The sequence below is a fragment of the Microbacterium sp. GW823-FHT02G05 genome (genome assembly GCF_058797175.1).
Genome location: NZ_JBXAJK010000001.1, coordinates 520,371 through 541,429 on the forward strand (window position 1 = coordinate 520,371; position 21,059 = coordinate 541,429).

Annotated in this window: 22 protein-coding genes; 12 read left to right on the top strand and 10 right to left on the bottom strand. The window is 66.9% G+C overall.

Annotation, left to right across the window (positions count from 1 at the left end; genetic code table 11):
* The first annotated feature begins 17 nt into the window (after positions 1-17).
* Positions 18-1,724, top strand: coding sequence for an ABC transporter ATP-binding protein (locus tag AC1REM_RS02420; RefSeq protein WP_492513158.1), 1,707 nt, complete (start codon positions 18-20; stop codon positions 1,722-1,724).
* A gap of 12 nt (positions 1,725-1,736) precedes the next feature.
* Here the strand turns inward: AC1REM_RS02420 and AC1REM_RS02425 are convergent, their stop codons facing one another.
* On the bottom strand, positions 1,737-2,678 hold the full coding sequence (locus AC1REM_RS02425; RefSeq protein WP_492513159.1) for a LysR family transcriptional regulator: 942 nt from the start codon (positions 2,676-2,678) through the stop codon (positions 1,737-1,739).
* Positions 2,679-2,797: 119 nt separating this feature from the next.
* On the opposite strand from AC1REM_RS02425, the gene AC1REM_RS02430 reads away from it, so the two are divergent.
* The 3 genes from AC1REM_RS02430 to AC1REM_RS02440 are packed head-to-tail and all read left to right on the top strand — an operon-like array spanning position 2,798 to position 5,414.
* A complete protein-coding gene (locus tag AC1REM_RS02430; RefSeq protein WP_492513160.1) occupies positions 2,798-3,784 on the top strand; it encodes a putative oxygenase MesX in 987 nt (328 codons plus the stop codon).
* A 20-nt stretch (positions 3,785-3,804) separates the two neighbouring features.
* Positions 3,805-4,839 (top strand): methionine synthase, encoded by a 1,035-nt coding sequence (locus AC1REM_RS02435; RefSeq protein ID WP_492513161.1) that lies wholly within the window; start codon positions 3,805-3,807, stop codon positions 4,837-4,839.
* 2 nt (positions 4,840-4,841) lie between these two features.
* Complete coding sequence (locus AC1REM_RS02440; RefSeq protein WP_492513162.1) at positions 4,842-5,414, top strand: flavin reductase family protein; 573 nt, start codon at positions 4,842-4,844, stop codon at positions 5,412-5,414.
* A gap of 20 nt (positions 5,415-5,434) precedes the next feature.
* Here the strand turns inward: AC1REM_RS02440 and AC1REM_RS02445 are convergent, their stop codons facing one another.
* On the bottom strand, positions 5,435-5,971 hold the full coding sequence (locus AC1REM_RS02445; protein ID WP_492513163.1) for a pyridoxamine 5'-phosphate oxidase family protein: 537 nt from the start codon (positions 5,969-5,971) through the stop codon (positions 5,435-5,437).
* A gap of 143 nt (positions 5,972-6,114) precedes the next feature.
* Here AC1REM_RS02445 and AC1REM_RS02450 point away from each other — a divergent pair, with 143 nt between their 5' ends.
* On the top strand, positions 6,115-6,780 hold the full coding sequence (locus AC1REM_RS02450; protein ID WP_492513164.1) for a hypothetical protein: 666 nt from the start codon (positions 6,115-6,117) through the stop codon (positions 6,778-6,780).
* 28 nt (positions 6,781-6,808) lie between these two features.
* Here the strand turns inward: AC1REM_RS02450 and AC1REM_RS02455 are convergent, their stop codons facing one another.
* Genes AC1REM_RS02455 through AC1REM_RS02465 form a run of 3 tightly spaced genes read right to left on the bottom strand, consistent with a single transcriptional unit; the run spans position 6,809 to position 10,078 of the window.
* Positions 6,809-7,429: an NADPH-dependent F420 reductase gene (locus AC1REM_RS02455; protein WP_492513165.1), complete on the bottom strand. Its 621-nt coding sequence runs from the start codon at positions 7,427-7,429 to the stop codon at positions 6,809-6,811.
* Positions 7,426-8,646 carry an FAD-dependent monooxygenase gene (locus tag AC1REM_RS02460; protein ID WP_492513166.1) on the bottom strand — a complete coding sequence of 407 codons (1,221 nt, stop codon included), beginning with the start codon at positions 8,644-8,646 and terminating at the stop codon, positions 7,426-7,428. Before AC1REM_RS02460 ends, AC1REM_RS02455 begins: the two co-directional genes overlap by 4 nt.
* Before the next feature lie 58 nt (positions 8,647-8,704).
* Entirely contained in the window at positions 8,705-10,078 is a 1,374-nt protein-coding gene (locus AC1REM_RS02465) for an MFS transporter (protein ID WP_492513167.1), read from the bottom strand.
* Positions 10,079-10,226: 148 nt separating this feature from the next.
* Here AC1REM_RS02465 and AC1REM_RS02470 point away from each other — a divergent pair, with 148 nt between their 5' ends.
* The gene (locus tag AC1REM_RS02470) at positions 10,227-11,159 is read left to right on the top strand and encodes a LysR family transcriptional regulator (protein WP_492513168.1); all 933 of its coding nucleotides are present in this window, start codon (positions 10,227-10,229) and stop codon (positions 11,157-11,159) included.
* A 6-nt stretch (positions 11,160-11,165) separates the two neighbouring features.
* Here AC1REM_RS02470 and AC1REM_RS02475 read toward each other — a convergent pair whose 3' ends face one another.
* Together AC1REM_RS02475 and AC1REM_RS02480 are read right to left on the bottom strand one after the other, a co-directional pair.
* The gene (locus AC1REM_RS02475; protein ID WP_492513169.1) at positions 11,166-12,872 is read right to left on the bottom strand and encodes an ABC1 kinase family protein; all 1,707 of its coding nucleotides are present in this window, start codon (positions 12,870-12,872) and stop codon (positions 11,166-11,168) included.
* 21 nt (positions 12,873-12,893) lie between these two features.
* Positions 12,894-13,478, bottom strand: a complete 585-nt coding sequence (locus AC1REM_RS02480) for a PadR family transcriptional regulator (protein ID WP_492513170.1) — start codon at positions 13,476-13,478, stop codon at positions 12,894-12,896.
* A 169-nt stretch (positions 13,479-13,647) separates the two neighbouring features.
* Between AC1REM_RS02480 and AC1REM_RS02485 the strand changes: the two genes are divergently transcribed.
* The 4 genes from AC1REM_RS02485 to AC1REM_RS02500 are packed head-to-tail and all read left to right on the top strand — an operon-like array spanning position 13,648 to position 15,884.
* The gene (locus tag AC1REM_RS02485; RefSeq protein ID WP_489968135.1) at positions 13,648-13,983 is read left to right on the top strand and encodes a PadR family transcriptional regulator; all 336 of its coding nucleotides are present in this window, start codon (positions 13,648-13,650) and stop codon (positions 13,981-13,983) included.
* Between the two features lies 1 nt (position 13,984).
* On the top strand, positions 13,985-14,350 hold the full coding sequence (locus AC1REM_RS02490; protein WP_204938436.1) for a DUF1048 domain-containing protein: 366 nt from the start codon (positions 13,985-13,987) through the stop codon (positions 14,348-14,350).
* Positions 14,347-15,120, top strand: coding sequence for an ABC transporter ATP-binding protein (locus AC1REM_RS02495; RefSeq protein WP_492513171.1), 774 nt, complete (start codon positions 14,347-14,349; stop codon positions 15,118-15,120). Before AC1REM_RS02490 ends, AC1REM_RS02495 begins: the two co-directional genes overlap by 4 nt.
* A complete protein-coding gene (locus AC1REM_RS02500; protein ID WP_492513172.1) occupies positions 15,117-15,884 on the top strand; it encodes an ABC transporter permease in 768 nt (255 codons plus the stop codon). Before AC1REM_RS02495 ends, AC1REM_RS02500 begins: the two co-directional genes overlap by 4 nt.
* A gap of 36 nt (positions 15,885-15,920) precedes the next feature.
* Here AC1REM_RS02500 and AC1REM_RS02505 read toward each other — a convergent pair whose 3' ends face one another.
* Positions 15,921-16,613 carry a DUF899 domain-containing protein gene (locus AC1REM_RS02505; protein ID WP_492513173.1) on the bottom strand — a complete coding sequence of 231 codons (693 nt, stop codon included), beginning with the start codon at positions 16,611-16,613 and terminating at the stop codon, positions 15,921-15,923.
* Positions 16,614-16,652: 39 nt separating this feature from the next.
* On the bottom strand, positions 16,653-17,915 hold the full coding sequence (locus tag AC1REM_RS02510; RefSeq protein ID WP_492513174.1) for a class I SAM-dependent methyltransferase: 1,263 nt from the start codon (positions 17,913-17,915) through the stop codon (positions 16,653-16,655).
* 93 nt (positions 17,916-18,008) lie between these two features.
* Here AC1REM_RS02510 and AC1REM_RS02515 point away from each other — a divergent pair, with 93 nt between their 5' ends.
* Together AC1REM_RS02515 and AC1REM_RS02520 are read left to right on the top strand one after the other, a co-directional pair.
* Complete coding sequence (locus AC1REM_RS02515; protein ID WP_492513175.1) at positions 18,009-18,953, top strand: ABC transporter ATP-binding protein; 945 nt, start codon at positions 18,009-18,011, stop codon at positions 18,951-18,953.
* Positions 18,946-19,743 (top strand): ABC transporter permease subunit, encoded by a 798-nt coding sequence (locus AC1REM_RS02520; protein ID WP_492513176.1) that lies wholly within the window; start codon positions 18,946-18,948, stop codon positions 19,741-19,743. Before AC1REM_RS02515 ends, AC1REM_RS02520 begins: the two co-directional genes overlap by 8 nt.
* A 56-nt stretch (positions 19,744-19,799) precedes the next feature.
* Here AC1REM_RS02520 and AC1REM_RS02525 read toward each other — a convergent pair whose 3' ends face one another.
* Positions 19,800-21,059 carry a TRAP transporter large permease gene (locus AC1REM_RS02525; RefSeq protein WP_378786603.1) on the bottom strand — a complete coding sequence of 420 codons (1,260 nt, stop codon included), beginning with the start codon at positions 21,057-21,059 and terminating at the stop codon, positions 19,800-19,802.

The window sequence follows — 21,059 nt, forward strand, 5'->3', positions numbered from 1 at the left end:
CCGGAGGTTCGGCTACCTTGCCGCTCGCCACGTCCCGCGATGTGCGCCGCCTGATCCTGCCCCTGCTCGGTCGTCGCGGTACGGCCACCTTGGTGTTGTCGTTCGCCGCGATCCTCGCAGCTTCCGCCTTCGCACTGGTGCTCCCGGCGACGCTCGGTCGGCTCGTCGACATCGCCCAGAGGGGATCCGACCCCGAGGCGGCGACCATCGCTGTCGCGTGGGCGGCCGCCTCGATCGGCGGTGCCGTGATCATCGGGGCTGCAGCCTCCGCCCTGGGCTTCTTCGGCGTGAGCCGCATCGTCGAGCCCGTCCTCGCGCGCCTGCGCGAGCAGGTCGTCTCGGCGACACTGACTCTGCCGCAACGCGTCGTCGACCGCGTCGGCGGCGGTGACCTCGTCGCCCGAGCGACCGATGACGTCGCTCTCGCTGCCGACACACTCCCGGGCACGATCCCCATCGTCGCGCGCTCCGGCTTTGCGATCGTGCTCACCCTCATCGGGCTCGCGGTCATCGATCCTTGGTTCCTGCTGATCGTCGTGATCGTCGCCCCGATCCATGTCTACGCCGTGCGGCGTTACCTGCGCGAGGCGCCACCCGTGTACGCCGCCGAGCGGGCGGCAAGCGCGCAGCGCGGGCACTACCTGCTCGACGGGCTCCGCGGCGCATCGACTGTTCGTGCTTTCGGCCTCGAGACGTGGCAGCTCTCCCGGATCGGTGCCGCGTCATGGTCGGCCGTGCGCTCGCAGATGCGCGCACGCGCCATTCAGAACGGGTTCTTCTCACGACTCAACGCCGCCGAGTTCGCCGGCATGGCAAGCATCCTCGTGATCGGTTTCGTGCGGATGGGCGACGGCGCCGTGAGTGCGGGCGCGGTGACGGTGGCGACCCTGTTCTTCCTCGCACTGTTCGGCCCGATCGGTGAACTGCTGTTCGTGATCGACGACGTACAGCTTGCCCTCGCGGCACTCGGCCGTTCCGTGGCGGTGCTCGTCGTCGACGATGACCCCGACCCGCGGCAGACGATCGATCACGGCGTTTCGCTGCGCGACGTGCGCTTCGCCTACCGTGAGCGCGAGGTCATCCGCGGTGTCGACCTCGAGATCGCCCCCGGGGAGCGCATCGCCCTCGTCGGCGCATCAGGCGCGGGCAAGTCGACGGTCGCGGCACTCGTGCACGGTTCTCTGCCCGCGTCTTCCGGGACGGTCGGCGTGTCAGGGGCGGCCGCGCGTGCAGTGCTCGTCTCGCAGGAGATGCATGTGTTCTCCGGCAGCGTGCGCGACAATCTGACGCTTGTGGCGCCAGACGCCACCGACGTGCAGCTGCGCGCCGCGCTCGATGCGGTCGGTGCCGGGCGCGTCGTCGACGCGCTCCCTGAGGGTCTCGACACAGAGGTCGGCGCAGGCGGCACGACATTGCCCGCCGCAGACGCGCAACTGCTGGCCCTGGCGCGGGCACTGCTCGCCGAGCCCGGGCTCGTGATCCTCGACGAGCCGACCGCCGAGGCCGGCTCATCGTCGGCGGCTGTCCTCGATCAGGCGACCGCACGCGTGCTGGAGGGTCGGTCTGCGCTTGTGATCGCCCACCGACTCGATCAGGCACAGGTGGCCGACCGCATCATCGTGATGCGCGAGGGTGAGATCGTCGAATCGGGGGCGCATACGGCACTCGTCGAGGCCGGCGGCGAGTACGCGCGACTCTGGGATGCGTGGTCGCGCGGCCGCTGAACGATCCCGAGGTCACCCGAGGACTTCAACTCCGAACTCCGCGACGACTGCGCGCACTTCTTCGAGGTAGCGCTGTGCCTGCTCGGTGAGCGGGATCGCGGCGTGGTCGATCCAGCCGATCTCGATGCGCTCGTCGACAGCGAGCGGGATGGCGACGATCTCGGGGTCGAGTTCGTCACTGATGATGCCCGTCGAGATCGTGTAGCCGTTGAGGCCGATCATGAGGTTGAAGATCGTCGCGCGGTCTGAGACCCGGATTTCCTGTTTGCTCGACAGCGTGGAGAGGATCTCTTCGGAGAGGTAGAAGGAGTTGTTCGCCCCCTGGTCGAAGGTGAGCCGCGGCAGGTCTGCGAGATCGTCGAGCGTGACGTGCGCGCGCGAAGCGAGAGGGTTGCCCCGCGAGATGAAGATGTGCGGCTCGGCGAGAAAGAGTGGATGGAAGACAAGCCCAGAGTCGCGCAGCAGCTTGTCGATCACCCTGCCGTTGAACTCGTTGCGGTAGAGGATGCCGATCTCGCTGCGAAGCGTGCGCACATCCTCGATGATGTCCCAGGTGCGCGTCTCCCGCAGTGAGAACTCATACTCGGCCGCGCCGATGGCTTTGACGACGCGCACGAACGCATCCACCGCGAACGAGTAGTGCTGCGCCGACACTCCCAGCAGACGCCGGGACGGCGGGCGCCCGAGATAGCGCTGCTCCAGAAGTGCGACCTGCTCGACGACCTGCCTCGCGTACCCGAGGAACTCCGTGCCGTCGACGGTGAGCGTGACACCGCGGGCAGAGCGGACGAGAAGCGACCGACCCACGCGCGCCTCAAGATCCTTCATCGCGGCGGACATCGTCGGCTGCGCGACATAGAGAAGGTCGGCGGCCGCCGAGATCGAGCCCTCCGCGGCCACCTCGATGAAGTAGCGGAGCTGCTGCAGCGTGAGTCCACTCGATCCCTGAGCCATAGGACGAGGCTATATGAACGCACATGAAGTTCTAGTTACTCGATATCGAACGATTCCCCTCACCATTGAGATATCTGTTTCCCCGGCCGTCCCGGCCACCACCCACGGATTGGCCACTCATGGCGGACGAATTCGCGTTCAGCATCACCACCACTCGCTTCGACGAGAACTACACGCCGTCGGAGAACTCCCGCGCCACGACGAACTTCGCCAACCTGGCGCGCGGCGAGCACCGTCAGGAGAACCTCCGCAACACCCTGACGATGATCACCCAGCGCTTCAATGACCTGGCCGACTGGGACAACCCGAACGGCGACCGCTACGCGGTTGAGCTCGAGATCATCTCGGTGCAACTGGAGTTCGCCGCAGAAGGCGCCGACCAGCAGTTCCCCCTGCTCGAAGTCCTCGACATCTGGGTCGTCGACCGGCAGACGGGCGAGCGCCACCACGGCATCGTGGGCAACAACTTCTCCTCCTACGTCCGCGACTACGACTTCAGCGTGGTGCTGCCTGCAGCGAAGGCCAGTGGAGGCGCGATCCCTGAGGACTTCGGCGACCTGCACGGCAAGCTGTTCGAGCACTTCCTCGACTCCGACGCCTACCGCGAGCGGTTCACAGCGGCACCCGTCATCTGCATCAGCGTCTCGACGAGCAGAACCTACCGCCGCACCGGCAACCACCACCCGATCCTGGGCATCGAGTACCAGCAGGACGCACCCGCCCTGACGGATGAGTACTTCGGGAAGATGGGCCTGCGCGCCCGGTACTTCATGCCCCGCGGCAGCGCAGCACCCTTCGCCTTCTACTTCCGCGGAGATCTGCTGGGCGACTACACCCCGCTGCAGCTCATCGGCACGATCAGCGCGATGGAGACGTTCCAGAAGATCTACCGTCCCGAGATCTACAACGCGAACTCGGCGGCGCCCGCCGTCTACCAGCCGACGCTGGAGCAGAACGACTACTCCCGCACGCAGATCGCCTACGACCGGGTCGAGCGCAGCCAGCTCGCGGTCATCCAGGGCAAGTTCACCGAGGAGCACTTCATCACGCCGCACAAGGACACCCTTGAGCGGTGGGCATCCAACTACGCCGTTTCCATCGCATGACCAGCGGAAAGTCCTCTCTCGTGAACACACTCCTGCCCACTTCCACCGTCGGAAGCCTGCCGAAGCCGTCCTGGCTCGCCGAACCGGAGACCCTCTGGTCGCCGTGGAAGCTGCAGGGCGACGAATTGGTGGAGGGCAAGCAGGATGCGCTGCGCGCCGCCGTTCAGGAGCAGACGTCGCGCGGCATCGACATCGTCAGCGACGGCGAGCAGACACGACAGCACTTCGTCACGACATTCATCGAGCACCTCAGCGGTGTGGATTTCGAGAAGCGCGAGACCGTCCGCATCCGCGATCGCTACGACGCGAGCGTGCCGACCGTCGTCGGCGCGGTCACGCGTGAGCGGCCCGTGTTCGTCGAGGATGCAAAGTTCCTCCGGGGTGCGACTGATCGTCCGATCAAGTGGGCCCTTCCCGGGCCGATGACGATGGTCGACACGCTCTACGACGCGCACTACAAGAGCCGCGAGAAGCTGGCGTGGGAGTTCGCGACGATCCTCAACCAGGAGGCGCGCGAGCTCGAGGCGGCCGGGGTCGACATCATCCAGTTCGATGAGCCCGCGTTCAACGTCTTCTTCGATGACGTCAAAGACTGGGGTGTCGCAGCTCTCGAGCGCGCCGCAGAGGGACTGCGCGCCGAGACCGTCGTGCACATCTGTTACGGCTACGGCATCAAGGCGAACAACGACTGGAAGGCGACGCTCGGGTCGCAGTGGCGGCAGTACGAGGAGTCCTTCCCGCTGCTCCAGCAGTCCAGCATCGACACCATCTCGCTGGAGTCGCACCACTCGCACGTGCCCACCGACCTGGTGGAACTCCTCCGCGGCAAGAAGGTCATGCTCGGGGCGATCGACGTGGCGAGCTCCGAGATCGAGACGCCCGAAGAAGTCGCCGAAACCCTGCGGAAGGCCCTCGCCTTCGTCGATGCAGACAAGCTGATCCCCAGCACGAACTGCGGCATGGCACCGCTGGGCCGTGACGTCGCGCTGGCGAAGCTGAGTGCCCTCAGCGCGGGTGCCCGCATCCTTCGCGAAGAACTCAGCGACGGCGCATAAGCATGTTTCACGCCTACCCCGCCGCCTCCTGGACCGAGACGCCGAAGCACGCCTTCTCGTCCTCGCTCTCGCCGGACGAGTTCAAGGCGCTGTTTCGCGGGCACCCCGGCGGTGTCGCCGTCATCACGGCGGATGCCGGCGAGGGGCCGGTCGCACTGACCGCGACGTCGGTCGTATCGGTGAGCGCCGAGCCTCCGCTGCTGATCTTCTCCATCTCGACGCTGTCTTCGGCATCCGCCGTGCTCTCGCGTGCGGAGACCGTTGTGGTGCACCTTCTGGACGCACACGATGTGGGCCTCGCCCAACTCGGCGCTACCCCCGGAATCGACCGCTTCGCGCAGGGTCACCCGTGGTCTCGGCTGAGCACCGGAGAGCCGGTGTTCGACGACGCACGAGCCTGGGTGCGCTGCGCGGTCATCGACCGTATGGACGCGGGCACGTCGACCGTGATCGCCGCCCACGCTCTGGAGTCCCACTTCACGCGCGACGTCGCCCCGGGTGAGCCCGGCGACGCCCTGGTCTATCACAACCGGTCGTGGCACCGCCTCGGCGAGCACTCGCGTATCGAGGGGTGAGGCGAGGCTCCCGAACCGCCTCAGGACGGCGTCGGCGGGAAAGAAGGAATGTGATCCGGTCGAGAGTCGCGGTTCGTCGTTCCTTCGGTCCGCGACTCAGGCTGCGCACCCGACTCAGGAGTCGCGGGCGCGGATGACGCAGACGCAGCCCGATCGCGAACAAAACGGCGCCCCGTCACGGTCTGAGCGCTCAGCTTCAGGACATGAGGCTTGAAGCGCGGGCTCCACGTGGAGAGGCGCCGAACGGCGGAGCGCTCGATCTCGACATCATCGCGGAGATGGGCCAGAGGACCTCGAACGACGACGCTCCACCGTTCTTCGTCGTCCCCGCCGTCCACTTCGAAAGCGCCGACGGTGTCGCTTCTGCTCTTGACGCTGACGAGCTTCAGGTCGGCGGCCGTGCGAATGTAGACCGCCCCCTCGTAGACCACATAGTTGACCGGGAAGATCTGCGGCAGGTCATCCGCGTCCACGACGACCAGGCGTCCCATGTCATGCCCTTCCAGCAGCTGCCAGGACTCCGCGGTGTTCAGGTGGCCGTCGCGCGCGATGGTCATATGTTCCCCCTGTCGTCCATCCCAGTACACCAGGCGAAGCGGGGAAGGGAAAGGCCGAAGGCCCCACGAGCGCGAGCGCACGCGGAACTCTTCCGAGTGACGCAGGAGCGGCGCAGCGAAGCGCCGGCGGGCAGACTGTGAGTATGGATGCCACCCTCGCCGCGCTCCCCGCAGACGCCGACCATCGCACCGCCGAGCGGGCCTTCACTGATGCCGGATGGACGAGTGCCGGCGCGGGCGACTGGGCGATCGCGCTCCGTGCACCCGACGGATCGGCCGCTGTGCGGATCAGCCCGTTCGATCCGACGGGTCCGTACACGGCGGAGCTCTACCGCGCCGCGGCACACACTCGGCTGATGCCGGAGCTCTTCGCGCACCGCAGGCTGTCGGGCGGCGGTGATCTGCAGCTCATGGAGTGGCTGACTCCGGTCGACCCCGCCGACGCCCACGCCTTCCACGGGCTGATCGCCACGCGCGACGAATCCGTGGCCGAGCTGGTGGACCTCATCGAGAGCATCCACACCAGAGCGCAGCGCGAGTTGCCCTGGTGCGGGCCACTCGACACGAACCCGTCCAACGTGATGCGCGGCGCCGACGGGCGCCTGGTCGTGATGGATCTGTTCTACGCCGACGGCCCCGCGCTGTACGCGACGGCAGGCAGCGATCCCGACATCCTCGTCGCGCGCATCCCGGAATCGGAACGACGTCACCTCACCGAGATCCCGCTCGCCGGATCCGGCCCGTGGGACGAGGCGTCCCGCGAGGAGATGCGGCGCGCGATCGCCGCGGCGGACGCCCGGCGCGGGTAGTCCGGCCGAGCGTCCGTCGCATCCGCCGCTATGGCAGCAGGGTGAAGCCGGACTCGTATCGCGTCTTACCCAGCGACGCCATGAGGACCTGCAGAAACCCCATCGCCTCCAGTTCGCGCGCGCGGGTCAGCGGACCCACATCCACGGCCCGCATCCCCGCCGCCTCCACGAGTGCCGCGACCTGCACCTTCGCGTCGGCGTAGTCACCGGCGTAGAGCACCGTCGTGGGGGTCGTGCCGTTCGTGCCGCTCGCGAGCGTGTCGCCGAGATTGACGTTGAACGCCTTCACGACTGCCGCTCCCACCGGAAGCAGAGCGGCGAGCTCTGCGGCCGTCGATGAGTCGGGAGGCGACTTCAGGGCATCATTGGTCGAGAAGTCGATCGGGTTGCTGATGTCGATCGTGACCTTGTCACGGAGCTGGTCGCGATAGTGCTCCAGCACGCTCGGATACGCCCCGTAGGGCACGGCGAGCACGACGAGATCGCCGGTGATGTCGTCTCCCATGACGCTGTACTCGAACCGCGACCGCGCCGCCGAGGGGCTCTGCGCACTGCGCTTGATCATCTGAACACTCGCGCCCGCACGAAGCGCGACCTCGGCGATCGCCGCGCCCATCTTTCCGCTGCCGATGATGCTGATCGAGGTCATGCGAACTGAACCTTCCGAAATCGGGTGAGTGCCTGCTCGGCCACCTTCTGCGCGTCGTAGTCGAACACCGTGCTGCGGCGGAAGTCACGACCGACGCGGATGTCGGCGTCGCGCTTGTCCAGGTCGGCGAACTCGTACTGCGCATCGAACATGGCGCCGGCGCGACGCGAGCCGTGCTGCAGGATCGCCGTGCGCTGCATCCGCACGGAGGTGTAGCGCCGGAACGCCTCCGGGATGTCCGCGATCTCGTCCGCGGCGGCGAGGAAGGTGGCCAGCGCCATGCTGTCTTCGATCGCTTGATTTACTCCCTGTCCCTGATGCGGCAGCATCGTGTGCGCCGCATCGCCGAGCAGTGTGATGGCTCCGCGCGACCAGTTGGTGAGCGGGTCGTGATCGAACAGCCCCCACCAGAAGGTCTTGTCGATCTGTCGGATGAAGTGCTGCAGCTTCGGATCCCACTGTTCGCCTGCGAACTCGGCGGCCAGCTCGCTCACCTCTGCGGGTCCCGACCACGGCCCGTTGAGGGGGCGGTCGCTGGGGATTCCGGCGACGAAATTGAAGAGCTTGCGCTGTTGCAGCGGGTAGGCCATGAAGTGCCGTCGATTGCCCATCCACACCTGGCTGATCATCGGCCAGTCCTCGGGCAGCAGCGCGGCGTCGACCACGCCGCGGTAGACGATGTATCCGGAGTACACCGGCTCCGGATGCTGTCCCACGGCCTGACGCACCACCGAGTGGATGCCATCCGCGCCGATCACCGCGTCGAAGACGTCTTCGACACCGTTCTCGAACTCGACCCGCACACCGGAGTCGACGGTCTCCACCGACGTCAGCCGATGACCGAGGCGCACGACGTCGTCCGGCACATTGTCGGCCAAGGCGTTGATGAGGTCGGGTCGATACATGCCGATGTTCTGGTAGTTCTTCGCCGAATCCTCCCAGGCCGCATCGGTGACGATCTCGCCCAGAGCGTTCTGATAGACGCCGTGCCCGTCCGGCACCGCCCCCACGCTGCGGATCCCCTCGAGCACCCCGAGCCGGTCGAGCACACGTGCCGCGTTCGGGGCGACCGTGACTCCGGCACCGACCTCCCCCAATTGGCTGGCCTGTTCGAAGACCGTGACCTGCACCCCTGCGATCTTCGTCAGCGCGATGGCGGCGGTGAGCCCGCCCATCCCTCCGCCGATGATCGCCACTCTGGCGTTCTGACTTACCATTTCCTACTCCTTGACTGAGCCGCAGGTCGCGACGGGGTCGTGCGATGCGCGAAGGGCGCTACTTCGTTTCCGCGAGTTGCGCGACGGGTGTGCGGGACGCGAAGATCGTGGCTCCCGTCGCCTGTTCCGCTTCGTGATCCGGGCCGAGCGGGATGCCGGAGCGATCACGCAGGCACAGGGTCGCGCCCGCTCCGAGCAGGGTGGCGAGAAGCAGGTAACCGGAGACGGCGGCGGTCGTGCCGGTCGCTCCCAGCAGCATCTGCGCGATCATGGGCGCGAATGCGCCGCCGAGGACGGCACCGATCGCGTAGGTGATCGATACACCGGAGAAGCGGATGGATGCCGGGAAGATCTCCGAGTACCACGCAGCCAACGGCCCGTAGGTGAGGCCGAGGCCGGTCGAGATGAGCAGCAGCGCGAGGTAGAGCCCGGGCAGCGCGCCCTCATCGACGAGCCAGAAGACGGGGAAGACGACGATCGCCTGGATGCCGAAGCCGATCAGGAAGGTGTTCCTCCGGCCGATCCGGTCAGCCAGGTATCCCGCGATGAGCGTCGAGAAGAACCAGACGGTAGCCGCGAACACGGCGGCCACGAGCACCGCTGTGGTGTCGATGCTCTGCACGTTGATCGCGTAGTTGTTGAGGAAGCCACCTGTGGTCATGTAGCCGAGCGTGCCGTTTCCGACGAAGACGAGCGCCGCGAGGATCACGAGGTGCCAGTAGCGCTTGAAGAGCGTCACGATCGGCAGGCGGGACTGCTTGCCGCGCTTCGCGATCTCCTCGAACACCGGGCTCTCCGAGACCGAACGGCGGATGACGAAGCCGATCACGATCAGCACGGCGCTGAGGAGGAAGGGCACGCGCCACCCCCACTCGAGGTAGGCCGCACCGGGAGAGATGACGCCGGTCATGAGCGCGGTCATCCCCGACGCCAGCAGGAATCCGAGCGGCACTCCGAGCTGAGGCCAGGAGCCTGCGCGGCCGCGGCGATCCGCGGGCGCGTGCTCGACGGCCATCAGCACTGCGCCGCCCCACTCGCCACCGGCGGAGAGGCCCTGCAGGATTCGCAGCAGCAAGAGCAGCACGGGTGCCAGGATGCCGATCTGCGCGTACGTGGGCAGCACGCCGATCAGGGTGGTCGCCGCGCCCATCAGCACGAGCGTTGCGACCAGCATCGCCTTGCGCCCGATGATGTCACCGAAGTGACCGGCGAGGAAGGCACCGAGCGGGCGGAACAGGAAGGAGATTCCGACGGTGGCGAAGGAAAGCAGGAGCGCGATCTCTTTGCCGGCGGGCTGGAAGAACAACTGAGCGAACACGAGCCCTGCGGTCGTGGCGTAGATGAAGAAGTCGTACCACTCGATCGTGGTGCCGATGATCGTCGCGAAGGCGATCCGGCGCAAAGATGCTGGCGCAGCAGCGGAAGAGGTCATCTGTGTCCCTAACGTCATTGTTTTCCCTGCGGGAGCGGGGTGTGGGAATCGGGTGTTCTTATCGTCCTCGACAGCACTCTGCGTGTAAATCACGGTTATCCGCAGATATAGTTCGATCAGACAGAAGAACTTTGCCCGGAGGAGAGCAATGGCGGATGTCAGCCTGCGACAGTTGGAGCTGTTCGCCGCCCTCCCCGACTTCACCACCCTCAGCGCGGCCGCCGCGCACCTGCACATCTCGGAGTCCGCGCTTTCGCAGGCGGTCACGAGCCTCGAGAAGGCCGTCGGCGAGCAGTTGTGTGTGCGCCGCAAGGCGCGCGGCCTTACTCTGACTCCCGCGGGGCAGCGCTTCGCCGAGCAGGCCCGGAAGATCATCGCCGACACCCAGGAGCTCGTCCTGGGTGCAGGCGACGGGAACGAACTCCGCGGGCCTGTGAAGCTCGGCTGCTATTCCAGTTTCGCGACGAACGTCGTGCCCGAGCTTCTCGAGGGGTTCCCGAAGAAGCATCCGGGAGTGCGTATCGAGATCACCGTGGGCACGAATGAAGAACTGCTCGCGGCCCTCGACGCCGGGCACCTCGATGTGGCGCTCGTCTTCGACGTGTCACTGCCTGTCGGATACCGCCGCCGCAAGATCTACGCGACCGAACTCGAAGTGCATCTGCACCCCGACCACCCGCTGGCCACGTCCCGCACGGTGGACCTCGCAGAGCTCGCGGACGAGCCGTGCATTCTGTATGACGCGACCCCGGGCACCCGAAACGTCACGGACGCCTTCGCCGCGCGCGGTCTGGAGCCACGCATCGTGACGAAGGTGCCGCAGATCAGTCTCGTTCAGGCCCTGGTCGGACGCGGCGTGGGCTACGGATTGCTGATGTCCCGGCCGAACATCCTCCCGATGAGCACGGAGGGCCGACCGGTCGTCATCCTGCCGCTCGATCCACCGGTCACCCTGTCGCATGTGGTGGGGCTCTGGCCGGCAGACATGTCACTCACCCCGCGCGCATCCGCCCTGCTCGACTTCGCGGTCGAGAAGCTCGGCGGGTACGGGCGCGCCGACGTCCAGGCGCTCGCACCGTAGCCCCGCCTACCTCCGCCCGACCCCCGCGAACAGCACGTATCCGAGCGGCACGACGGATCCGACCATGAGCAGCGTTCCCACGACAGGGTTCACGCCCACCAGGAGCGCCCCGCCGACCAGCAGACCCGCGAACACGACGGCGCCGACAGCCCGCCGCACGAGGCGGATCAGCCAGTCCATCCGCCTCTCCAAGCGTGAGAGATCGAACGTGAGCGTGCCCTCTTCGAGCCGATCGACGACGCCATCGATCCTCTGCGGCAGCCGCCACGCGACCCCGGCGGTGGCCATCGCCTCCTGCGCAAAGTCACGCACCATGTTGCCGCTCTCGTCGCGCAGCAGCTGCGCCGCGTAGGGCTCGACGGCATCCCAGACATTGAAGTCAGGATCCAGCGAGCTGCACAGACCGGACGTCAGCGAGACGGCTCGCATGAGCAGGAGGAATCCCTCCGGGAACTGGAACGGCAGACTGCGGATCACGTCGCCGAACTCGTTGCCGAAGTCGCGGAACTCGCGCGGATCGACCGCACTCATCTCGGCGAACCCCATGCCGCCAAAGCGCGCGAAGAGCTGCGTCACCGCCTTCTCGAACTCGCGGGTATCGGCGGTCGGCAGCAGTGCACCCACACCCTTGACGCCCTCGATGAGACGACGGCTGTCGCGTGCGGCGAGCGCGATCACGATCGTGCGCAACCCCTCGCGGATGCCGGAGGGAACCTCGCCCATCATCCCGAAGTCGATGAAGGTGAGGCGCCAGCCTGCAGCATCCGCCGTCACGAAGACATTTCCCGGGTGCGGATCGGCATGGAAGAAGCCGTGCCGGAAGATCTGCTCGAACATGGCCTCAGCGAACGCCGTCGCGACCTCCGCGGGGTCGATGCCAGCGGCTCGCAACGCCACAGCGTCGTTGACCTTGATCGCCGTCACGTCCGAAAGCGTGAGCACGCGGCGCGTGCTGCGCTCCCAGGCGATCTGCGGCGCGGCCACGCGCGGATCGGCGGCGAAGTTCTCGGCGAAGCGCTCGGCGCTGGTCGCCTCGTGCAGGTAGTCGATCTCTTCGCGAGTGGTCTGCGCGAACTCCTCCATGAGAGCCGGTGCGTCGACCTTGTCGGACACGGTTCGGATGCGACTCAGCCATCGCCCAACGCGCCGCAGCGCGTCCAGGTCGACCTCGACGATCTCCTCGATTCCGGGGCGCTGCACCTTGACCACGACGTCTTCGAAGCCAGCATCCGTGGCGACGTCGGCAGAGAGCCGCGCGCGATGCGCCTGACCGAGGGATGCTGCGGCGAGCGGCACCTCCTCGAAGAAGGCGTACGCCTGCGACAGGGGCATGCCGAGTTCTTCCTCCGCGCGTTGTCGAATGGCGGCGAAGGGCTCAGCGGGCACCTCGTCCTGCAGATCCTCCAGCGTGCGGGTGACCTCGGGCGGCAGCACGTCGAGGCGTGAGGACAGGAACTGCCCGACCTTGATCATGAGTCCGCCGAGGTCGACGGCCAGCACACGAAAGCGCTCGGCCATCCGCTGCAGGCGCTCGGGTCGCGAGCGCTCCGCGATTCCCGCCATCCCGAAGCGAGGCAGCACGATCTCGAACCACCACAGCTGCGCGAGCTGACGCGATGCGAAGCGCAGGATCCTTCGGTAGCGGGCACGGTGAGGGCGGATGCTGCGCGCAGCGTCGTTCACGCGGACAGCCCTCCCCTCACCGGCCGACATCCGCGGATCGTCGAGACCGGTTCACGCGTCGGCCAGGATGGCGTACAGCTTACGGCGCGCGTCGTCGAGCACAGCGGCGGCCTTCTCGATCTGCTCGGGGGTGCCGGTGCGGGCGACCTGCGCGGCTGCGCCGGCGAGGTCGGCACCCGACTTCGCCAGCGCGCTGTGCTTGAAGGAGGTGCGGGAGCCGGATGCCTCCCAGGGTGCGGGCTCTTCCGCGGCAGCATCCGCGGTCTCCTGCCCCGCCTCGGTGAGCGAGTACGTCTTGCGACCTCCGCGTTCTTCTGCCGTGATCAGCCCTTCGTCGGCGAGGAGCTGCAAGGTCGGATAGACGGAGCCGGCACTGGGCTTCCAGGTGCCGCCACTGCGCTCTTCGATCTCGTGGATGATCTGGTAGCCGTGCATCGGTCCTTCGGCGAGCAGGCTGAGCACCGCCGTGCGCACATCACCACGCGCCATCCGCGTGGGTCCGGTGCGCTGCTCGAACGCGGAGCGCAACTGATCCATGACCTCGAAGATCGCCGCCGCCGGGCGTCGGAAGTCGGGACCGCCGGTGGGCCCGCCGCTCGATCCGCCGAACGGATTGCCGGGCATTGATGTGTTCATGATGACCTCCCAGTGGTCGTCGAAACGATAGTTAACGATATGTCGTTGACTATCGTTCGACAAGCCCCCTCGGCATTCTCGAAGACTCAGTATTCACTCTTGCTAAGTACCGGTACTCGGTGTTACTTTGTACCGGTACTCGGCAACACCGAGTAGTGAGGAGGCCCTGATGGGCAAGCAGATGACCGAGATGCTCAAGGGCACCCTGGAGGGGATCGTCCTGGCATTGCTGGCCGAACAGCCCGCCTACGGATACGAGATCACCGCGCGACTGCGCGACCGCGGCTTCACCGACATTGCCGAGGGCACGATCTACGCCCTGCTCGTGCGCATCGAGCAGAAGAACCTCGTCGACGTCGAGAAGGTCCCCAGCGAGAAAGGACCACCGCGCAAGGTCTACTCCCTCAACGCGCACGGCACCGCCGAGCTTGAGGAGTTCTGGAAGACCTGGAACTTCCTCGCCACACACATCGAAGAACTGCACACGAACACCAAGGAGAACTGACATGGCCGCCAAATGGATCGAAGCGCTCACCGGATCGCTCGAGCAGAAGAAGCAGTACAAGCAGGCCAAGGCACGCATTGAGTCGCTGCCCGAGCCCTACCGCCAGGTCGCCGAGGCGCAGCACCGCTACTACATGTACTACGGCGGTGTGACCGACGGGGACACCCTGGTGCAGATGTTCACCGACCTCGCCGATCTCTGGGAGCGCGCCGCGATCGACGGCACCCCCGTGAGCGCGATCGTCGGCGACGACGCCGTGGAGTTCGCCGAGAACTTCGCTCAGGCCTACGCCGGCACCCGCTGGATCGACAAAGAACGCGCGCGCCTGATCGAGGCCGTCGACAAGGCCAGGGAGACGGAGAAATGACGACAGCACCCGCCATCGAGGTGCGCGGGATCGAGAAGTCGCACAAGGACCTGCATGTGCTGCGCGGTGTCGACTTCGAGGTCGCGCCCGGGTCCATCTTCGCCCTGCTCGGCTCGAACGGCGCCGGCAAGACCACGATGGTCCGCATCCTCTCGACGCTGCTCACCGCGGATGCCGGCGCAGCCGTCGTCCAGGGGCTTGACGTGGCATCCGCGCCGCAGAAGGTCCGCGAGAAGATCTCTCTGACCGGCCAGTTCGCGGCCGTCGATGAGATCCTCACCGGGCGTGAGAACCTCGTGCTCGTCGCGAAGCTTCGTCACCTCGCAGCCCCGGGCCAAATCGCCGACGACCTGCTTGCGACGTTCCGGCTGACGGATGCCGGAGGCCGCCGCGTCGGCACCTACTCCGGCGGCATGCGGCGACGGCTCGACATCGCGATGAGCCTCATCGGCAACCCCGAGGTCATCTACCTCGACGAGCCCACCACGGGACTCGATCCCGAGGCGCGCATCGAGGTGTGGGAGGTCGTCAAGAACCTCGCGAACACGGGCACGACGGTGCTGCTCACGACGCAGTACCTCGATGAGGCCGAGCACCTGGCCGACCGCATCGCGATCCTCCATGAGGGCCGGATCATCGCGAACGGCACCCTCGCAGAGCTGAAGGCCCTACTGCCTCCGGCGAAGGTCGAATACGTCGAGAAGCAGCCGACGCTGGAGGAGATCTTCCTCTCGCTCGTCGGCACGAAGACCGGAAAGGATGTCGCATGACCACGCACTTCGTCGCCGACACCGCGACGCTCACCGGGCGCTCGATGCGCCACATCTTCCGCAGCGCTGACACGATCATCACGACGGCGGTCACCCCGATCGCGCTCATGCTGCTCTTCGTCTTCGTGTTCGGCGGCGCGCTGCGTCAGAGCACGGGAGTCGACAACTACGTCAACTACCTGCTCCCCGGCATCCTGCTGATCGCGATCGCCTCCGGTATCGCCTACACGGCGTTCCGCCTGTTCACCGATCTGCAGAGCGGCATCTTCGAGCGATTCCACTCGATGCCGATCGCCCGCTCCAGCGTGCTGTGGGCGCATGTGCTCACGTCGCTCGTCGCCAACGGCATCACGCTCGCGATCATCTTCGGCGTGGGGCTTCTCATGGGCTTCCGCACGAGTGCGAGCCCCCTGGCCTGGCTCGCAGTCATCGGCATCCTGGGCCTGTTCACCCTCGCGCTCACCTGGCTGGCCGTGATCGCCGGACTCAGCGCGAAGACGGTTGACGGCGCGAGTGCGTTCTCGTACCCGCTGATCTTCCTGCCGTTCATCAGCTCGGCCTTCGTGCCCACCGAGACGATGCCGGGCCCGGTGCGCTGGTTCGCCGAGAACCAGCCGGTCACCTCGATCGTCAACTCGATCCAGGCCCTGTTCGACGGGCAGCCCGTCGGCACCGACCTCTGGGTCGCGCTGGCCTGGTGCGTGGGCATCCTGGTCGTCGCCTACGCGGGAGCGATGCTCGTCTACCGCCGGCGGATCGCCTGACCGCGGGTCGCCGGCGCGGGAACCCGCTGGTGGCCGTCAGGCGCTGTCGTCCTCGTACCGATCGTGCAGACGCATCCACGAGTACGGTGGCTCCTGCGGCCACCCATCCGGGGAGTTCTCCCAGGACTCCTGACGACCATACGGCGTGAGATCGAGCAGATCGAACACGAGCATGAACGGCTCTTCTCCCCGCGCGAACGTCGACCAGGAGTGGAAGATCCGCTCGCCCCGACGAACGAAGACGCTGATCGCCTGGCGCTCCTCGCCCTCGTGCGTCGCACCGAAGTCCTCGTTGAACGAAGTGCCACCGGACGACACCCACGGCAGATCCCACCCCATCCGCTCACGGAAGGGGATCAGCTTCGCCAGCGGCGCGCGCGACACCATCGCGAACGACGTGCGCCGGGCCCGCAGGTGGCTCAGCGGACCGATGTGGTCGGCCACCATCGAGCATCCGTCGCAGCCCTCCACCCAGTCCTCACCGAACATGAAGTGCTGGATGATGAGCTGCGGCTGATCCCCGAACAGATCGAGCAGCCGCACGGGGCCATCCGCCCCCTCGAACACGTAGTCCGTCGTGATCTCGACGACCGGCATGCGACGGCGCAGCGCGGCGACGGAGTCCTTCATGCGTGTCAGCGCCTTCTCCTGCTGCAGCAGCACGCGGCGTGCGTCTGCCCATTCCTCGGCGTCGACGATGCGGGGCAGGGGCAGTTCTGAGGCGGCCATCTGAGCATTATGCCCACGGCCTCCGACGCGGCGGAAGTCTCAGGAGCGGCGGATGCTGCGCGTCACCGTGAACTTCGGGGTGCGGGTGACCTGCTGCGTCTCGCCGATCAGACGGGTGAGCTCGCCGCGATAGGCGAGCGACGAATTGAAGACCGTCCACAGCTCGCCACCGGGGCGGAGGATGCGCGCGGCGGCCTCGAAGAGACGCGTCGCCGCGCCGGTGTGCACGCTCGCGCCCAGGTGGAACGGCGGATTCAGCAGCACGACATCGACCGAGGCATCCACGATCTCGGATCCCGCGTCGTCGTGCGTGACGGTGACGCGGTCTTCGACCCCGTTCGCCAGGACGGTCTGACGGGCAGATGCCACCGCCGCGGCCGAGCGGTCGGTCGCGATCACCCGGACCTCCGGGTGCGCGAGTGCGTACGAGACGGCGAGCGCCCCGGTGCCGCAGCCCAGGTCGACAACCGTGCGGGCACTAACTCCTCCAGAATCTTCGGCGAAGCCCCCGTTTCGGGCAGTTTCGGCCTCTTCGACACCGTTTTGGAGGAGTTGTGAACGCCCCACCCCCAGTGCCTCCAGGAGAACCCGCGTTCCGATGTCGAGTCGTGCGCCGGCGAACGCGCCGCCGTGCGCCACGAGTGTCAGCCCGTCATGCGTCTCTACGACCGGAAACGGCGGCGTCCCCGCGACGGGCCGAGGGCCGGATGCGATGACCAGGCGGGACTTCCGCTGCGCGCGCTGCGCCTGCACGCTCTCGAAGTAGCGTCCGAGCACCTCGTTCTGACCGAGAGTCATGTGCTTGACGCGTCCGCCCGCGATCACGACGACATCCGGCGCCGCCCAGCGTGCGATGGCATCCGCGATCTCCTCCAGCTCCGCGAGCGCCTTCGGCAGCTGCAGCAGCACCAGGCGGACGCCCGAAAGAAGCTCCGGTGCGAGCTCGTGCGATGTGAAGGCCGTGTCTTCCTGCGGGAGGTCTGCGACGCCGTCGGCGTGTCCGCCCTCGACACGCCCCCCGGCGGACGAAGCATCCGCAGAAAGCAACGCCCGCGCGTTGTTCGCAAGCGCTCGACGCCCCGTCGCCAGATCTTGATGCACCCGCATGCCGCGCAGACCGGCTGCGGCGAGCGCGAGCGTGATCGCCCCGTACTCGTCGCCGATAACCGCGATCGTCGTGCCCGGAGCATCCGCCCTCAGCGCCTCCGCGACCAGCAGCTCGTCGGTGGCATCCCAGGCCTGCAGGTTCTCGGCCTCGACATCAGGGAAGCGTCGCAGGCGGGAGTAGGGGAAGTCGGACACCGTTTTACTGTACGCGGCAGCCTCTCTTGACGACCGCGGACGACGGGCATATGGTGCCCAACGTGGGGCCCGTCGACCCCGTGAGGGGGAATCGTGAGCGCCGCCATCGAGATCTCGCACCTGCACAAGAAGTTCGGCCAGCACACCGCTCTGCATGATCTGGATCTGCGCGTGTCGCCGGGCACGATCTTCGGCCTGATCGGCCCGAACGGTGCCGGAAAATCGACCACGCTGCGCGTACTGCTCGACATCATCCGACCGACGTCCGGCGTCGCCCGCGTGCTCGGCGAAGACCCGCGGCAGGGCGGGGCGGCACTGCGCCGCCGCATCGGATACATGCCGGGCGAACTGCGACTGGAAGGGCGCGTCACCGGTCGCCGACTGCTCTCCTTCTATGAAGAGGTCTCCGGGCCCGTCGCTCCGGGCACGGCCGAGAGCCTGGCAGAGCGTCTCGGCCTCGATCTGAGTCGCCCGGTGCGCACCCTGTCGAAGGGCAACAAGCAGAAGCTCGGCCTCGTTCAAGCGTTCATGCATGCGCCCGAACTGCTCATCCTCGACGAGCCGACCAGCGGGCTGGACCCGCTCGTGCAGCGCGAGTTCCTGCAGATGGTGCGGGAGGCGCGCGATGCCGGCCAGACGGTGCTGCTCAGTTCCCACGTGCTGAGCGAGATCCAGCAGACCGCCGACGAGGTGGCAGTGCTCGCCGATGGCAGAGTCGTCGCGGACGGTGCCGTGTCGGCACTGCGGCTCGCGTCGATCCGACGGGTGCAGGCCGTGATCCAGACGACGGATGCTGCCGCCACGCGCACCCTGTTCGAGGGCGTTCCCGGACTCACATCGGTGGAGGTCGCCGAAGACGGTGGCCTCGTGCGCATGCGCGGCACCGTCGAGGGGCCGATCGATCCCTTCGTGAAGGCACTCGCCCGCTGCGAGGTGCATGACCTCACGATCGAGGAGCCGGATCTGGCCGAGTCCGTGCTGCGACTCTACGGAGCGGATGCTGCCCCCGCCCCGACGCGACGGAGTCTTCGTGACTAGCGTGCCGGTGCTGCGTCGCAGCATCCGCGAGTCCTGGCGAGGACTGATCGGCTGGAGCCTCGGCATCACGGCCCTGCTGTTTCTCTACCTGCCGCTCTTCAAGAGCTTCGGCACCGGCGGACAGCTGCAGGCAGTGATCGACGCGCTCCCGAAAGAGCTGACGAAGACGATCGGCTACGACCAGATCGCGACCGGTGCGGGCTACGCGCAGAGCACGTTCTACGGACTGACCGGTTTCGTGCTGTTCACGATCGCCGCGGTCATCTGGAGTTCGGCGGCGATCAGCGGCGCCGAGGAATCGGGGCGGCTCGAGCTCGACCTCGCTCACCCGATCGCGCGCGTCCAGTACGCGCTGGAGCAGGCCGCGGCCATCGTCGTGAAGCTGCTCTGGCTCGGAGTTCTCGCCGGACTCATCGTATGGGGGATGAACGAGCCGGTCGGCCTCGGCATCGATCCGCCGCACATCATCGGCGCGTCGGCGGCGCTGGCGGGGCTCGGCTTCCTCACGGCGGCCATCGGCCTGCTGGTCGGCGCGCTCACGGGACGGCGGTCGTGGGCGAGCGGAGCCGCCGCCGGCGTCGCCGTGCTCAGCTACGTCTTCCAGGCGGTCGCGAAGCAGAGCAGCGGCCTGGAATGGCTCAACACCTTCTCCCCGTATGCGTGGGTCTACCACCAGTCGCCCCTGAGCGACGGAGTTGATCTCGGCGGACTCGCACTCGTCTGGGGATTCGCGATCGTCTTCGCTGTGGCATCCGCCGTCGCCCTGCAGCGGCGCGACGTCACCGGCTGAGACGAACGGATGCCGCATCGTCCGAGAGACGATGCGGCATCCGCAGGTCACTTCACCTAGAACCAGCCGAAGATCACCGGCAGGTAGGTCACGCCGAACAGGAACGCGAGGCAGAGACCGAACCACGGCAGCATCGCGGGGATCGCCTGCGAGACCGAGATCTTGCCGATCTTGCACGAGACCAGCAGACACAGACCGACCGGCGGTGTGAGCAGTCCGATGCCGAGGTTGACCACCATGATCAGACCCAGGTGCACCGGATCGATACCGACGGCGGTCGCCACGGGCAGCAGCAGCGGCACGAACACGATCAGTGCCGCGTTGCCCTCCATCACCGTTCCGATCACGAGGATCAGGATGTTGATGAGGAGCAGGATCAGCAGCGGGTTGTCCGTGAGGTTGAGCATCCACGTCGAGATGGCCTGCGGGATCTGACCGCTCACCAGCGCCCAGGAGTAGATCTGCGCGGCGGCGATCACGAGCATGATCACACCGACGAGGACGGAGGACTCCGTCATCGAGCGGAACAGCTTCTTGAGCGTCAGCTCCTTGTGCACGAAGAAACCGATGATCACGGCGAGCAGCACGGCGACCGCACCGCCCTCGGTCGGCGTGAAGGCGCCGATGCGGATGCCACCGATGATCACGACGGGCAGGATGAGGGCCCATACGGCGCGCCCCAGAGCGGTCGTGATCTCCTTCGCCGTCGCGCGACGCTCGGCTGGCTGCTTCTTCACTACGGCGACGATGTAGCCGACGATGAGCAGCGACGCGACGAATGCGAGTCCGATGATCAGACCGTAGAAGAACAGGTCGGCGATCGAGGCCTGGGCCAGCACGCCGTAGACGATGAGGTTGATCGAGGGCGGGATCGTGACGAACATCGCGCCTGCCGTCGCCATGAGCGAGACGGCGTATCGCGGCGAATAGCCCCGCTGCACCATCTGCGGGATCATGATGCGGCCGACGCTGGAGGTGTCAGCGACCTGCGACCCGGAGATTCCACCGAAGATCGCTGTGGTGACCACGGTCACGTGGCCCAGGCCTCCGCGGATGCTGCCGACGAGGACGTACGCGAAGTCGATGAGACGCTGGGTGATGCCTGAGGCGTTCATGAGCGCACCCGCGATGACATACAGCGGAATCGCGAGCAGCGGGAAGTTGCGGATGCCCGCGACCATGCGCTGGGCGGCGATCTCCAGCGGCACGTTGCTGAAGAACTCCAGTCCGATCATCGAACTGAGCGCGAGGGCGATACCGATCGGGAGCCCGACGACGAGCAGTGCGCCGAAGCCGAAAGCCAATGCGTAACCCAT